Origin of the sequence: Desulfovibrio psychrotolerans (assembly GCF_013340305.1) — a bacterium.
Lineage (GTDB): Bacteria > Desulfobacterota > Desulfovibrionia > Desulfovibrionales > Desulfovibrionaceae > Halodesulfovibrio > Halodesulfovibrio psychrotolerans.
This window is the reverse complement of record NZ_BLVP01000005.1, coordinates 148,944-163,666: the sequence shown is the minus strand read 5'-3', so window position 1 is coordinate 163,666 and position 14,723 is coordinate 148,944. Positions and strand designations below refer to the sequence as shown.

Annotated in this window: 10 protein-coding genes; 4 read left to right on the top strand and 6 right to left on the bottom strand. The window is 59.3% G+C overall.

Annotated features, from left to right (window positions below; genetic code table 11):
• The first annotated feature begins 287 nt into the window (after positions 1–287).
• On the top strand, positions 288–1,841 hold the full coding sequence (locus tag HUV26_RS05310) for an alkaline phosphatase (protein ID WP_243451274.1): 1,554 nt from the start codon (positions 288–290) through the stop codon (positions 1,839–1,841).
• Between the two features lie 49 nt (positions 1,842–1,890).
• The gene (locus tag HUV26_RS05305) at positions 1,891–3,021 is read left to right on the top strand and encodes a YibE/F family protein (RefSeq protein WP_174409069.1); all 1,131 of its coding nucleotides are present in this window, start codon (positions 1,891–1,893) and stop codon (positions 3,019–3,021) included.
• A gap of 185 nt (positions 3,022–3,206) precedes the next feature.
• Here the strand turns inward: HUV26_RS05305 and asnS are convergent, their stop codons facing one another.
• Positions 3,207–4,592: an asparagine--tRNA ligase gene (gene asnS, locus HUV26_RS05300; RefSeq protein WP_174409068.1), complete on the bottom strand. Its 1,386-nt coding sequence runs from the start codon at positions 4,590–4,592 to the stop codon at positions 3,207–3,209.
• A gap of 1,047 nt (positions 4,593–5,639) precedes the next feature.
• Here asnS and HUV26_RS05295 point away from each other — a divergent pair.
• Positions 5,640–5,837: a hypothetical protein gene (locus HUV26_RS05295; RefSeq protein WP_243451273.1), complete on the top strand. Its 198-nt coding sequence runs from the start codon at positions 5,640–5,642 to the stop codon at positions 5,835–5,837.
• Positions 5,838–5,948: 111 nt separating this feature from the next.
• Here the strand turns inward: HUV26_RS05295 and HUV26_RS05290 are convergent, their stop codons facing one another.
• From HUV26_RS05290 to HUV26_RS05280, 3 genes are all read right to left on the bottom strand, one after another.
• Complete coding sequence (locus HUV26_RS05290) at positions 5,949–6,716, bottom strand: exodeoxyribonuclease III (protein WP_174409067.1); 768 nt, start codon at positions 6,714–6,716, stop codon at positions 5,949–5,951.
• A gap of 86 nt (positions 6,717–6,802) precedes the next feature.
• Positions 6,803–8,506 carry a LytS/YhcK type 5TM receptor domain-containing protein gene (locus tag HUV26_RS05285; protein ID WP_174409066.1) on the bottom strand — a complete coding sequence of 568 codons (1,704 nt, stop codon included), beginning with the start codon at positions 8,504–8,506 and terminating at the stop codon, positions 6,803–6,805.
• A gap of 104 nt (positions 8,507–8,610) precedes the next feature.
• Complete coding sequence (locus HUV26_RS05280; RefSeq protein WP_174409065.1) at positions 8,611–9,486, bottom strand: LytR/AlgR family response regulator transcription factor; 876 nt, start codon at positions 9,484–9,486, stop codon at positions 8,611–8,613.
• A 273-nt stretch (positions 9,487–9,759) separates the two neighbouring features.
• Here HUV26_RS05280 and HUV26_RS05275 point away from each other — a divergent pair, with 273 nt between their 5' ends.
• Positions 9,760–10,566: a DsbA family protein gene (locus HUV26_RS05275; protein ID WP_174409064.1), complete on the top strand. Its 807-nt coding sequence runs from the start codon at positions 9,760–9,762 to the stop codon at positions 10,564–10,566.
• A 204-nt stretch (positions 10,567–10,770) separates the two neighbouring features.
• Here HUV26_RS05275 and HUV26_RS05270 read toward each other — a convergent pair whose 3' ends face one another.
• Complete coding sequence (locus tag HUV26_RS05270; protein WP_174409063.1) at positions 10,771–11,223, bottom strand: rhodanese-like domain-containing protein; 453 nt, start codon at positions 11,221–11,223, stop codon at positions 10,771–10,773.
• A gap of 163 nt (positions 11,224–11,386) precedes the next feature.
• Entirely contained in the window at positions 11,387–14,413 is a 3,027-nt protein-coding gene (locus HUV26_RS05265) for a proline dehydrogenase family protein (protein WP_174409062.1), read from the bottom strand.
• Between the last annotated feature and the right edge of the window lie 310 nt (positions 14,414–14,723).

Sequence of the window (14,723 nt, the reverse complement as noted above, 5' to 3'; positions counted from 1 at the left end):
CGTCGTGTGTTACTCATCCACTGCTCCTGTTTGAGTCAGGATAGTAGCTTAACTGGGTATCCACAACTTTGTAGCAGGATCAGACGGGGGGAAGGGGCCTGAAAAGAAATTTTTGGTTTGCTGCATCGGACTTCTTGCTTTGCCGCCAGTTCTCTATATGAAATGAACTAGGAAGCATCTGGTATATGCTCAGCCAAACCTTGGAGCACCTCTCTACGTCGCCGTCACCTGAATGCCAACAGAATGATCCATAGTGCGGTATCCCCAACGCAACAAGGAGTCTGGTCATGGTTACCTGCTCGCGCCACACGAAAACGGGATTCGCAGTACGCATGCTTCTGGCTCTCGCCATATGTCTGTTTCTGGCACAACCCGCCCGGGCGGGGAAGGCAAAGTATGTCTTTCTGTTCATAGTAGACGGCATGAGCATGTCACAAATTTATGTTGCAGAATCGTACAAGGCCATTCTTGAGGGCAAGGAGGTCCGCCCCGGCGCGGCGCGGCTCGCGTTTACGCATTTTCCTCATCAGGCCATGACGACAACCTATTCCAGTGAATCGCTGGTCACGGATTCAGCAGCAGCGGGCACGGCCATAGCAACGGGTACCAAGACCTACAATGCCGGAGTGGGTGTGGATGCCGATGGCAAGCCTGTGCCGTCTGTAGCAGAAATGGCCCGCGACAAGGGCATGAAGGTGGGCATTGTCACGTCCGTTTCACTGGATCACGCAACGCCCGCCGCTTTCTACGCACATCAGAAGAGCCGTAAAAATCATTACGAGATAGGCCTTGAACTGGCCGCAAGTAATTTTCACTACTTTGCAGGCGGCGGCTTTGTTGACCCGGAGGGCAAACAGTCAAGGCGCAAAGGCAGAAAAGAGCACGTTCTGGATGCCATACGCAGCGCAGGCTACTCGTACGTGAACGACAAAGCCAGTTTTGCGGCGTTGGGTGCAGGAGCAAGAGCCGTGGTGGTGCCGCCCCGCCTGCAGGATGAGCAGTCCATGTTCTATGCCATTGATGCGGCTGCCGGAGATATTTCCCTTGCAGACCTTACGGCCAAGGGGATTGAGGTGTTAGACAACCCCAACGGCTTTTTTATGATGGTTGAAAGCGGCAAGGTGGACTGGGCATGCCATGCCAACGATGCTGCCACAGTCGTCAATGATCTGCTGGCGCTGGAGGCGGCGGTGGAAAGAGTGCTCGGCTTTGCGGCCAAACATCCTGAAGAAACATTGATAGTCGTCACGGGTGACCATGAGACAGGCGGAATGGCACTGGGATTTGCCGGAACCAGATATTCAACGTACCTACAGCAACTGGCGCGTCAGAAAGGTTCCCACAGTGCCTTTAACAAGATGTTTACCGCATGGCGCAAGGCAAATCCGCACGGCACATTTGAGCAGGTTGCTCCTATGATAGACGATTTCTTCGGCCTGCGGGTGTCTGCAAGCCGGGAATCGGCCAATGCTGACACAGCAGCGGGAACTGGCGCGGAGTCGGGCAATACGGGGAGCGTAACCACTCAGTCCATCCAACCTTTCGAGGAGGAGGCTCTCCGGGTCGCCTTTGCGCGGAGCATGAGCGTGCAGGATGCAGACACCAAGGGGCCGGACTACCTGCTGTACGGGTGGCACGAACCGTTTACGGTGGCGTTAACCCATCTTCTCAACAAAATGGCCGGAGTATCATGGACATCGTACTCCCATACCGGTGTGCCCGTCCTCACCTTTGCCACCGGTGTGGAGAGCAGTCTTTTTCAGGGATACTACGATAACACCGACCTCTTCACAAAATTTGTGGCCGTGCTGGGCCTTCCGCCCCGCAAGGCGCTGAACTGAACAGTTTTGCGGGCACACGGCCTTGGGCCTTCCCGTTTTCGGAGCGACAATGCCTGTATCCAAGGATGCCCGTCTCGCGCTGTTCTTTATTCTTCTCACCCTCCTGTTGCATTGGATACCCACCGGATATGAGAAACGCCATGCGGGCGATGCCATTCGCTGTCAGGGAGAGATCCTAGAGGCGGATGACAGCCGGGTGCGTACCTACGGCATTGTTTCCGCCGGTATTCAGCGGCTGAGTATCCGTATTGCCGATGGCCCGTTTGCGGGCGCGGTGGTTGAAGCCCACAACGAAATGCTGGGTAAGATGGATCTGGACAAGCGTTTCGTTGTCGGCGACCGGGCACTGGTCGTTCTGTCGCTGGAGAACGGGGCCATTTCCCACGCCATTGCGCAGGACTATTACCGGCTACATGTGGAAGGGCTGCTTATGGGCCTTTTCGCTCTGCTGCTGCTTTCTTTTGCCGGGTGGACCGGGCTAAAGGCCCTTCTTTCCTTTGTCTTTTCCGGGTATGTCATCTGGAAGCTGCTTGTTCCGGCCCTGCTGAGCGGGCACGATCCGATTCTGGTCGGACTCCTTGTCGTCACGCTGCTCACGGGCGCGATCATTTTTCTTGTCGGCGGCCTGAGCAGGCGGGCCATGGCGGCATTTCTGGGGGCCCAACTGGGCATTATAACCACCTGCCTGCTGTCGCTTGCCTTTGCAGGGCCGTTCCGGCTCAGCGGTGCGGTGATTCCTTTTTCGGAAACCCTGCTTTACTCAGGGCACGCTCACCTGAATCTCACCCGCATATTTCTGGCCGCCATATTCATTGCCTGTTCCGGTGCGGTTATGGATCTGGCCATGGATGTGGCCACCTGTCTGGAAGAGGTGGTCAAGGCCGACCCCGGCATAGGATTTCCGCAGGCGCTTGCCTCCGGGCTGCGTGTGGGCAGGGTGGTTGTGGGCACCATGACCACCACGCTGCTGCTGGCCTATTCCGGCGGCTACATTACCCTGCTTATGCTTTTTATGGCGCAGAATATTCCCATGATAAGCATCCTGAACATGAATCTTGTGGCCGCTGAGGTTATGACCACGCTTATCGGCAGCATAGGGTTGGTGCTTGTGGCGCCCTTTACGGCGCTCACAGGAGCGTTGCTGTTCGTTGGCAGGCGAAAGAACAACACTGCCCAATGAGTCTGCCGGGGCTGCCTGCTGCATGTCAGTCGAAGGGAGTCTCCTGCATCCGCCAAGGGCGCGGAGCCTGCGTGTGCCTGAACGTATGCCGTTGGCAAGGCGGCCCGAGACCAATTAAACGAATCCCCCGGCGCACCGTAGTGTCCGGGGGATTATGTCTGCAGGGGATTTCTTTCCGACAGGGGTTAGAAATCGATGTTGCGCGGCGTACGCGGGAAGGGGATTACGTCGCGGATGTTGGTGATGCCGGTGAGCAGCATGAGCAGCCGTTCAAACCCCATTCCGAACCCTGCGTGGGGCACGGTGCCGAAGCGGCGGGCATCCAGATACCACCAGTAGTCGTCCACGTTCTGGCCGATTTCACGGATGCGGGCTTCCAGCACATCCAGCCGTTCCTCACGCTGGGAGCCACCGATAAGCTCGCCTATGCGCGGCACCAGCACGTCCATGGCGGCAACGGTCTTGTCGTCGTCATTCAGGCGCATGTAAAATGCTTTTATCTGCTTGGGATAGTCGCGCACAATCACAGGTTTGCCGAAGTGTTCCTCAGCCAGATAGCGCTCGTGCTCGGTCTGCAGGTCGCAGCCCCACGAAACGGGGAACTCCCAGTCCTTCCCGGAAGCGAGCAGAATATCCACAGCTTCAGTGTAGGTAATGCGTGCAAAAGGCTCACGTACCAGCGTTTCCAGCCGTCCCATCAGTTCCTTGTCCACAAAACTGGCAAACAGGTTCAGGTCCGGGGCGCAGTGTTCCATGACGTGGCGCACCACATACTTGGTCATGTCTTCGCCTAGGTCCATGTCATCCTGAATGTCCGCAAAGGCCATTTCCGGCTCAATCATCCAGAATTCCGCTGCATGCCGCGGAGTATTGGAGTTCTCAGCACGGAAGGTGGGTCCGAAGGTGTAGACCCTGCCCATGCCCATGGTGAGCATTTCGGCTTCCAGCTGCCCGGAAACGGTAAGATTGCTCTCGCGTCCGAAGAAGTCATCTTCAAACCAGTTGCCGTTCTCCGGCTTGGAAATGCCCTGCACGGGCAGGGTGGTCACGCGGAACATCTCGCCCGCGCCTTCGCAGTCCGAGCCGGTCAAAATGGGCGTATGCACATGGAAGAACCCGCGATCGCGGAAGAAGGAATGCACGGCAAATGCAGCTTCAGACCGAATGCGGAACGCGGCTCCGTATTTGTTGGTGCGGGGGCGCAGGTGCGCGATGGTGCGCAAAAATTCGTCGGAGTGTCTCTTCTTCTGGAGCGGAAAGGTTTCCGGGTCAGCAGTGCCGAAAAGGGTAAGCTCCGTACAGCGCACTTCCCATTTCTGCCCTTTGCCCGGAGACTCCACAAGTTCTCCCGTGACCTGCACGGAAGCCCCCGTGCTTACGTCCTTGATAATGCCGTATGTGGGAACGGTTTCGTCTATGATGACCTGTATGTTCATGAGGCACGAACCGTCATTGATTTCAAGAAACGAAAAGCCCTTGGAATCGCGGCGGGTGCGCACCCAGCCGCACACCGTTATCCGCGCCTGTGCTTGCTGCGCGTTAAGCGCTTCTGCAATGGGCGTTCTTTGCATAGTCTCACTCCTTGCAATCTCTGGATATGCATGGACCAGAGGCTGGCCCGTTTTCCTGTTCCGCCGCACCGGCGGCCAGTGCCGTGTTCACTGCCAAGGGATAGGCGCATTGCGCCAGCCCGGTCAACAGGTTTTGCGCAGAAGCGCAATGGCGGAGCGCCGGGAGAGGATAACCCGCAAAGGGAAAGGCCTCCCCTAGCGCCAACAGGGGGAGGCCTTTGCAAGCCAGACGATATCTTTCGTTGCGTACCGTACCGGTCTCCGCCCGGGGGTACATGTGCAGAAAACATCTTTTCCGTCGCGCATGCGGCGGAAAACTCCTCCACAACAAACGCGGGCCGGCCTTCGTCTTCCGGCTGCCGCGCGTACCGCACGGGGACATGGCAACAAGTCGTATCCGTGCGGGCATCCTCATGCGGATGCAACAGGGTACCAATCACAGTTCCGGCGCGACCTGTTTCATGCCGGAACAGACCATGCCGCGCATGACGCCAAGGCGGCATTTCGCAGAGGGTCCTGAATGTGCACCTACCTCCTCTGTCTCGGTTCATTGTTCCATGCAACAGCCATAGACAGTGGGCGTGACCGCAAAGGGTCTTCCCTGCCGTTTTCCTGTCCGGTTATTATCGGACCGGAACGGCCTGCCGGGATATGGCGTGGAATCCTTGCCGCAGGGCGAGCCTGACAGCAGGGTCGGCAGCGCGGCGCGATGCCGTACCGCCGAGTATGCGCCTGTATCCGCACGTATAACCCGTCTCCTTTGGAAACGCGCGGCAAGAGCACTCCCGACGATTAAATCCCCTGACAATGCCCATATACCTGTCAGATGCACAGGGCCGTGTCAATTCAGATCGTACTGGTTGAGCGCACAGTAGCAGGTTGGAGCCTATTCTGTCCCGCACCAACGCAACGGATTGCGGGGCGGGCATCTGCCGCCCGTAACGACTTGACGGAATCCGGGACGGACGCTAATGGAAAAACTTCCCTCTGCCGGTATGTGTGTGGGCGCGACGTGGCAGGGGAGCGGATGAAAAGGAGGATGACCATATGAACGCCTTGAACGCAAACAGGGAAGAACTGGTGCGCCTTGCCCGTGAATCCGGGTTGCCCGTTTCCGAAAATGCATCCGTGACCGAGGTGGTGCTGTTGCTCAGCGACCTGCCCATTCTTGCGGACGAATTGTCGGAAGCGCTCAACCACATTCTCGGGAACGTGCGCGAAGCGGATTACACTGCGCACGCCTAAGGCTTCACCGCAGGGTGCGGAAAACGTGCCCGAAGCAATCACAAACGCCCCGGCAGATCACACTATGGTCTGCCGGGGCGTTTCGCCTGTCAGTATCGTCGCTTTTTCCGTTTATACGTCCAGCTCCAGCCCCACAGGGCAGTGGTCGGAGCCGAACTGGTCCATCTCTATCCATGCATCGCGCACGGCGGGAACCAGCTCCTCAGAGACAAAAAAGTAATCTATGCGCCAGCCCACGTTGCGTTCGCGCGCCTTGAACCTGTAGGACCACCACGAATATTGGTCCGCAGCCTGCGGGTGCACCAGACGGAAGGTGTCGGCGTAACCGTGTGCCACCAGCTTGTCCATCCAAGCCCGTTCAATGGGCAGAAAGCCGGAGATGCCCTCGTTTTCCTTGGGGCGGGCGATATCAATGGGGTGGTGGGCGGTGTTAAAGTCGCCGCATACCACAATGGGCTTGGACTGCCGCAGGCGCTGGGCGTGTTCCAGAAAAGCATCGTAAAAGCCCAGCTTGTAGCGCAGCCTGTCTTCGCCGGACTGCCCGTTGGGAAAGTAGATATTGAAGTAGTGAAACGCGGGGTATTCCAGATGGATAACCCGGCCTTCACCTGTGTAGTCCGCGCAGGGCAGGTCGTATGTCACGGCAAGCGGGGCGGGGCGGCTGAACACCGCCGTGCCGGAATAGCCCTTTTTAACCGCAGCGGCAAACCAGTAGCTTTGGTATCCGGGCGGATTCCTGTCCGCCTCGTCCACCTGTTCCGGCCTGGCTTTGGTCTCCTGCAATCCGATAATGTCCGCGTTGCACGCGGCGAACCAGTTCCATTCGGGTTTCTTGCTTATTGCCCTGAACCCGTTCACGTTCCAGGAAACCAGACGCATTCGTTCTCCTGTGCGGTTTGACCTTGGCAGCTCGCTGAAAAAGGCGGCGGGCCTTGCTGCTGCGAATAATTCACCCCGGCGGCCTGCTAATGCAGCGTAGCCAAACGGGGAATGCGGAACAGAACCTGCGTTCCTTCTCCGGGCATGCTGTCTATGCGCAGCCCATATTCCGGCCCGAACATGCGTGCCAGACGATGGTGGCAGTTCATGACGCCTATGCCTTCGGAGGCAGATTCCATGTCGCTCTGCTCAAAAAGTTTGCGCACCTGCTCGGGGCGCATGCCCACACCGTTGTCTTCCACGGCAACGCGCAGTTCCTCACCTTCGCGGGCAATGGTGAGCTTGATAAGCCCCCCTTCCTCGCGCCGGGAAATGCCGTGCTTCACACCGTTTTCCACAATGGGCTGAATGAGCAGCGGAGGCACGGGCCAGTCCTCGCAGCCGTCGGAAACATCCATCTGCACCCGGATGCGGTCGCCGAAGCGGGCCTGTTCAATGGCAAGGTACGCCTGCACCTGCTGCAATTCGTCGGAAAGAGGAATGAAGCCCCGGCTGGAATCAAGGTTGCGCCGCATGTAGCGCGAAAGATCCAGCAGCAGTTCCCGGGCCTTGTCCGCATTGGTGCGGCAGAAGGCGGCAATGGTGTTCAGCGAGTTGAACAGGAAATGCGGATTAATCTGCGCCTGCAGGCGGCGTATTTCCGCATGGGCCAGCATGCGGGTTTGCAGGTGCAGGTCTTCCAGTTCCAGCTGGGTGGAAAAGAGGCTGCCCAGCCCTTTGGCAAGTTCGTAGCGTATGCGGTCCAGCGGGTCAGATTTGGAGCCGTAGAATTTAAGGGTGCCTATAATGCGGTCGCCCTTGCGCAGGGGAACCACAATGCCCGAATGCAGGGGGCATCCCGCGTGTCGGCAGCCTATGTCTTCCGGGGCGTTCAGAAAAACGGGCTCGCCTGTTTCCAGCACATTGCGGGTGCCCATGGTGTTTATGGGCGCCCCGGCGTTGTGGTGGTCGTCTCCCTTGCCGATATGGGCAAGGATGGTCTTGTCGTCGGTAATGGAGACCGCCGCCACGGGAATACCGTCAAAGATGATGCGCACGGTCTCACGGGCAGATTCCGCATTCAGGCCCCCGCGCAGGTGCGGGACGGTCTGGTTGGCAATGGCCAGAATCTGCTCCGCCATGTCGGGGTCTCGTTTTTCCCGGTCCTTGAAGACCACATTGATGATCTGCACAAAGAGAATGGCTCCCAGCGTGTTTACCACTATCATGGGCATGCCGATGATCTGTACCAGATGTAGGGCGTCTTCGAATGGACGGGAGAGCAGCAGCACCAGCCCCATGTGCACCGATTCGCCGACCAGGCCCAGAATGCCCGCCGCGCGCCAGTCCAGACCATCGCCCATCTTGCGGGCCACCAGCCCGGCTGCAAGCCCCTCCAGAAAAGTGGCCAGCCCGCAGGGGATAGCGGAAAACCCGCCGATATCGATGAGATTTCTGTGCAGCCCGGCAATGAGGCCCGCCCCGGCACCCACCACGGGGCCGCCGAACAGCCCGCCGGTAATGACGGCCATGGCGCGCAGGTTGGCAACGGACTGATGGATATCGTTGCCGCTGTATGTGCCGAGTATGCCGAACAGCCCGAAGAACGCCACGTAGAACGCCGTGTTCACCGAAGAGGAGTGCGAACCGCCGAACCGTGCCAGCGGTCGCAGGGAAAGCAGCAGAAAGGCCGCTGCCACCACCAGCCCGAAGCGTTCTATGAGCACGCCGAGCAAAACTTCCGTAGTCATGCGAAAAAACCTCTGTGCCCCGGGTTCCCATGCGGGGAGGGGCAAACCACATGTATCTCGCTCCGGGCGGCGTCGCGTGCTCCGTGCAGGGAGCGCCGCATATGCTACAGCCCGAGCCGTTCCTTGAATGCCTTGACCCTGCTGCGGCTGACCACGATTTCCGTGCCCACAGCATCGTTCATTATCATGGTATACTTGCCGTTGAACCACGGGGCGAATTCCCGCACCCGTTCCATATTGACCAAGTCGCTCCGGTTGGCGCGAAAAAAGGCGTGGGGTTCCAGCCGTTCCTCCAGCCGCCCCATATTGACCTGCCCGTGGCACAGGAATCTGTCCGTCCGGGTGTGCGCCCACACCTTCTTGTCGTCCGCCCGGCAGAAAAAGACATCCTGCGGTTGCAGGAGCAGCACACGGCCCATGCTCTCCACGGAAATGCGGGTAAAAGACGCCCGCTGGCCCATAAGGGTCAGCAGGTGTTCCAGACTGCCCTGCGAAGAAGCCGTTCCTTCCGTTGTTTCCGGGTCAGGCGGAGAGGCAGGCGAATCGCCCTTAGCCGCGTCGGAGTGCTGTCTGGCCGTATCAGGCTGCTGCCGTGCGCCTTCTTTCCGTGTACCCGACAGCCTCTGCCGCACCTTGTCCAGTCCCTTGCGTACCCGCGCCTCTTCAAGCGGCTTGAGGATGTAGTCTATGGCGTTTTCCTCAAAGGCGCGTATGGCGTACTGGTCAAAGGCCGTGGCAAAGATGACCAGCGGGGGGTCTTCCATGTCCATGAGCTGCTCCACAACGGTAAATCCGTTGCCGCCGGGCATCTCTATGTCCAGAAATACAAGGTCCGGCTCGTGCCTGTAGATGGCCTCCAGAGCGAGCGAGGCGGAAGGTGCCGTGGCCACGACCTCCACGCCCTCCATGCGGGAAAGAATGTACTCCCATTCATCCCGCGCGGGCGGTTCATCGTCCACGATAATGCAGCGTATGACCATGGCAGGATGCTACTCCCGCCTTGTGTGCTTGTAAATAGCCGCTGTGCGGCATCTCCTTGCCAGAAGCCACTTCTGCGGGTACAAGCAAAACTGCTTGCCGAACCGGGCCGTTGAGGCGCGGCTGTCCGTTGCGCCGCCGTATCCCTTCAGATCGGAGCCATCTCCCTGCAGAGGTTCTGTGCTGAATTTTCCTGCGATGCGCGCACACCGCTTTCCTAGAGCCTGCGGCAACAGTGCGTCATTTTCTTAACCACGTTATATCCCGGAGACTTCATGTCCACAAAGATACTTGCCGCTGCCCTGCTTGCCGCCGCTCTTGCCCTGCCCCTGCCCGTGCCGGGACTGACCGTACAGGCCGTTGCCGCCGATGCCGCGCTGAAGGCGCAGGTGGAATCCGTGTTGCGCGAGCACCCTGAGGTGATGATGGATGTGCTGCGCGAGCACAGCGAAGAGCTTTTTCTGATCATGCGTGAAGGCTCGCAGAAAGCCCAGCGCAGGACCGTGGCAACCCAATGGCAGGCCGATCTGGACGTTCCCAAGAACGTGAACCTGAAGAACCGCATCACGCGCGGCGGTGCGGAAGCCCCTGTGACCATAGTGGCTTATTCCGACTTCACCTGCCCTTACTGCGAGCAGGCCGCGTTTACCGTGAACAGCATGCTCAAGCACTACGGCTCCACGCTGCGCTTTGTCTTCAAGAACTACCCGCTTGCCAGCCACGAGCATGCGCGCACGGCCTCCGAGTATTTTGTGGCTGCTTCCATGCAGAATGCGGAAAAGGCTTGGCAGTTTTATGATGCCGTGTTCGCCGGCAGGGCCGCGCTGACCGCACAGGGAGAGGAGTTTCTGCGGTTTACCGCAGAGGCCGTGGGGCTGGATGTGGCCCGTCTGACCGCCGATGCCAAGGGCAGCGCGGTGAAGGCGATAATCGACGAAGATATCCGCGAGGCGCAGGAACTGGGCTTCAGCGGCACCCCGTATTTTCTGGTGAACAACATCGTGGTGCGCGGGGCGTTGCCCTTCGACCTGTTCAGCGAAGCCGTGGAAATGGCGCTGGACCACGAGAACAAGAAGCAGTAGCGCGGGGAACCGCGCGGGCAGGCTGCCTTCGGGGTGCCTCCACGCTGCGGGAATCCTGTTGCAGCAGTCTTTTGCGCGGTTGCAATCCCCGGTATCCGGTTGCAGCTCCCGATATTGGGGTGCAACCTTCACTATCCGGTTGTAACCGGCCCGCAAGAATGCAATGAAGCGGGGGACAGACGCATATCGCCTGTCCCCCGCGGTTTATTGTACTATGTCTTCCTGCGGCCAGTCGTAGATGCTGCCCGCGTCATACACGTTCGCGTAGCCCATGCGCACCAGTTCCGCAGCGGCTATGGCACTTCTTCTGCCGCTCCGGCAGTAGAGAACAATGATCATATCCTTGTCCGGCAGCTCCTGCGCGGCACGCCCCCGTATTTCCGTATAGGGCAGCAGCAGTGCTCCCCGGATGTGCCCGCCGGCAAATTCTTCGGGCGTGCGCACATCCAGCAGAACATACGCGGCACCGCTCTCCAGTATCGCCTTGGCCTCTGCGGACGTGATAGTCCGGTAGCCACTGCCTTCCGCCACTGCGGTACACACAGGCACTGCCATGCTGAAGACCAGCCAGAGCAGCAGCCAGAGCGACATGCGGACGGATGTGCGGACGGGCAGGCGGCACGGCAGATTTGCCGTATATCTCGGTGTTGGGTTCATACGTCGCAGGCTTCCTTGGTGTGGCGTTATCTTTGCCGGTCATTCTGGAGCATCCGGTGCTGCATGGCAAGGCTGTAAAAAGATGCGGCTAGCGTAAGAAAGGGCCGGACGACAAATGCCGTCCGGCCCTTCTGTGTTTTCATGCGTATCCGGCTTGGTGCCGCTACGCGATCCAGTCGTCGTCCTCTTCAATGGGGGCAAAGCCGCGGCGCATGGTGTTTTCCGTCACGCAGCGCGGGTCCATGAACTGGAGCAGGTAGTCGGGGCCGCCGGTTTTGGAGCCTACGCCGGACATCTTGAATCCGCCGAAGGGCTGCCGTTCCACCAGTGCGCCGGTATTGTTGCGGTTCAGGTACAGGTTGCCCACGCGGAACTCCCTGCGGGCCTTTTCCAGATGCTCGGGGCTTCTGGAGAACACGCCGCCGGTAAGGGCAAAGCGGGTGCCGTTGGCAATTTCCAGCGCATGGTCAAAGGTTTTGGCCTTCAGCACCGCCAGCACGGGGCCGAAGATTTCTTCCTGCGCGATGCGGTGGTCGGGCTGGATGTCGCCCACAATGGTCAGCGGCACATACGCGCCTTCTGCCGGAATATCGGTGCGCTTGAGCAGAATGGTACCTTCCTGCTCGGCCACCTTGATGTATTCGTTCACATTCTTCTGCAGGGTCACGTCTGCTACCGGGCCCATGTAGTTGGCCGGGTTTTCGGAGGGGCCTATCTTTATGTCGCCTGCTGCCTTGATCAGGCGCGAGACGAACCGCTCGTAGATGGGCTCCACCACAATGACGCGCGAGCAGGCCGAGCACTTCTGCCCCTGAAAGCCGAAGGCGGAGTAGAGCACGTGCAGCACGGCTTCATCAAGGTCGGCATCGTCGTCGATGATGATGGCGTTCTTGCCGCCCATTTCCGCGATGACGCGCTTGCACTGCATCTGTCCGGGCTGGACCACGCTGGCCTTGTTCTGGATGCGCAGGCCCACTTCCATGGAGCCGGTGAAGCAGATCATGCTCACCTTGGGATGCTCGATAAGGTAGTCACCCATGACGGAGCTGCGTCCGGGGCAGAAGTTAAAGACCCCTGCGGGAAGCCCTGCCTCGCGGAAGACCTCTGTCAGGTTGTAGCCCACGCGCGCGCTGATGGAGGAAGGCTTGAACACCACGGGGTTGCCCGTAACAATGGCTGCGGCAGCCATGCCGATGGAGATGGCGAAGGGGAAGTTCCACGGCGATATAACCGCCGCGATGCCCTTGGGCTGATAGAAGAGCTGGTTGTGTTCGCCGGGAGCACGGCCCATACGGCGCGGGCGGCCAAGGCGCAGCATTTCGCGGGCATAGTATTCAAGAAAGTCTATGCCCTCGCCCACATCGTGGAAGGCCTGATCCCACTGCTTGCCCACTTCCAGAATCTGCCATGCGGAAAGCTCGTACGCCTTTCTGCGGGCCACTTCAGCGGATTTGAACAGGTAGTTGGCGCGGTCTTCGGGCGAAACGTCACGCCATATGTAGAAGGCGCGTTCCGCCGCGTTCAGTGCCGCATCCACTTCCGCAACACCGGCCTGGCAGATGTCCGCCAGCTTTTCAGAGTAGTTGGCCGGGTTGGTGGTGGGAATGACGTCTTCCGTGAACACGTCCTTGCCGTCAATGTACAGCGGAATCTTGCCGCCCATGCGGGAGCGTATGTCCGCAATGGCAGAGGGGAAGGCAGCGCGTGCTTCGGGTACGGTGAAGTCTATCATGGCATCGTTCACGAACAGGGGAATGCCCTCCACCCCTTCGTGGAACCCGTCGGGCTTGGGTGCGGGCTTGGCGGCAAGTTCGCGCTCCAGCGTTTTTTGCGGATTCTCCAGCAGGCGTTCCATTTCCGTGCCGTCGGCAAAACTCTGGCGCAGGAAGGATTCGTTGGCGGTGTTTTCCAGCAGGCGGCGCACAAGGTAGGCCATGCCGGGAATAAGGTCGCCGTAGGGGCAGTACAGGCGCACGCGTCCGGCCACGTTCAGCAGGCCCTTGCGCACGGGTTCGGCCATGCCGTAGAGCACCTGAAACTCGTAGCGGGTATCGGGCACGTTCAGTTCATGCGCTGTTTCCATAACGGAGGAAATGGAGCGTATGTTGTGCGAGGCGCAGGCAAAATAGCAGATGTCGTGGTTTTCCAGAATGACGCGGGCCTGCCGTTCAAAGGCTATGTCCGACTCGGGCTTGTGCGTCCACACCGGCACGTCCCAGCCGTTCTGTTTGGCCACCACGGTTTCCATGTCCCAGTATGCGCCCTTTACCAGACGGATGGCTATGGGCAGGCGTTCGGTGCGCGCCCACTTGATCAGGTCGGCAAGGTCGTGGTCTGTGCAGCGCAGGTACGCCTGCAACACGATGGAAAGGTGCGGGTAGTGGCGGAATTCCGGGTCTGTGCGCAGGCGGCGGTACAGTTCCAGCGTCATTTCGCGGTACTTGAGCGATTCCATGTCTATGCACAGGAAGCCGCCCATGGCCATGACCTTGCGATATATGGGCACAAGGCGCGACATAATGCCCTTCACGGAGCCGTCCACATCCACAGATTTAGCCTGAGAGAAGAGCGCGGATGGCTTTATGGAGACGTTCACCTTGGGGGTGAATCCCCAGTCCAGCGAGGAGTCGCCGCCCTTTCCGGGCAGTGCCTTCCACTTGTCGTGCTCGCGTTCTATGGCATCCAGCACCTCAAGGTAGCCGTCACGGTATGCATCGGCTTCCTCCTCGCTCACCGTGGCTTCGCCCAGCAGGTCCACGGTAAAGGCGAACCCGTCCTTGCGCAGCTTGGCAAGCCCCTTCACAGCTTCCTTGGTCTCCTGTCCCACGATGAACTGGCGGCCCATGGCTTCTATGTTGGTGCGGATGGTCTTTTCCATGATGCCGGAGGTGAGCTTGCCGAGCAGTCCGTCGGCCTTGCCCGCGCCCCATTTGAGCACGGCGGGCACATCGTTGTCTTCTCCGGAAAAATACTCGCGTATGTGGCGCGAGAGCGATTCAGAGGTGTTCAGATAGGGAAACACGTCCACAAAGCGGAACAGCTGGACCTTGAAGCTCTCGTTCTGCATGGCCCAATCCATGACCTTGCCGGTCCACCAACCCTTGTTGAAGATGGACGGTGCCTCGCCGCTGATGCTCTTGAAAAATTCTTTGCCGCGCCCGACTATGCGCGCATCAAGACCTGTATCCATATTGTTCCTCCCATGCGGATCAATGCCGCGCGGAATGTGGTTACACCTTGACTGAACGGGAAAAGGACTCCTGCCGATACTGCCAGAAACCGCCGCGTGTTGCCAGAGGGCGCAGGCGGACGGATGATTTTCCGGAAGGCCGCCTGCATTGGCGACTGTCGACATTTTTCTAGCGGAAAAAGTGGCGACTGTCGACAATTTTGAAAAACGGTACAGGCCGTCGGCGCGCAGTCTGTGAACGCAGGGCATTCCCAGCACTGGCGTATTCTGCACCGCTATGGGTGTGTTCGCAGGCAACCCTGCGGGAGAG

Coding starts and splice junctions, on each gene's coding strand:
- HUV26_RS05270 (WP_174409063.1), bottom strand. CDS start 11,223: ATGAACCCAACACCGAGATATACGGCAAATCTGCCGTGCCGCCTGCCC.
- asnS (WP_174409068.1), bottom strand. CDS start 4,592: ATGCAAAGAACGCCCATTGCAGAAGCGCTTAACGCGCAGCAAGCACAG.
- HUV26_RS05305 (WP_174409069.1), top strand. CDS start 1,891: ATGCCTGTATCCAAGGATGCCCGTCTCGCGCTGTTCTTTATTCTTCTC.
- HUV26_RS05265 (WP_174409062.1), bottom strand. CDS start 14,413: ATGGATACAGGTCTTGATGCGCGCATAGTCGGGCGCGGCAAAGAATTT.
- HUV26_RS05285 (WP_174409066.1), bottom strand. CDS start 8,506: ATGACTACGGAAGTTTTGCTCGGCGTGCTCATAGAACGCTTCGGGCTG.
- HUV26_RS05290 (WP_174409067.1), bottom strand. CDS start 6,716: ATGCGTCTGGTTTCCTGGAACGTGAACGGGTTCAGGGCAATAAGCAAG.
- HUV26_RS05295 (WP_243451273.1), top strand. CDS start 5,640: ATGAACGCCTTGAACGCAAACAGGGAAGAACTGGTGCGCCTTGCCCGT.
- HUV26_RS05280 (WP_174409065.1), bottom strand. CDS start 9,486: ATGGTCATACGCTGCATTATCGTGGACGATGAACCGCCCGCGCGGGAT.
- HUV26_RS05310 (WP_243451274.1), top strand. CDS start 288: ATGGTTACCTGCTCGCGCCACACGAAAACGGGATTCGCAGTACGCATG.
- HUV26_RS05275 (WP_174409064.1), top strand. CDS start 9,760: ATGTCCACAAAGATACTTGCCGCTGCCCTGCTTGCCGCCGCTCTTGCC.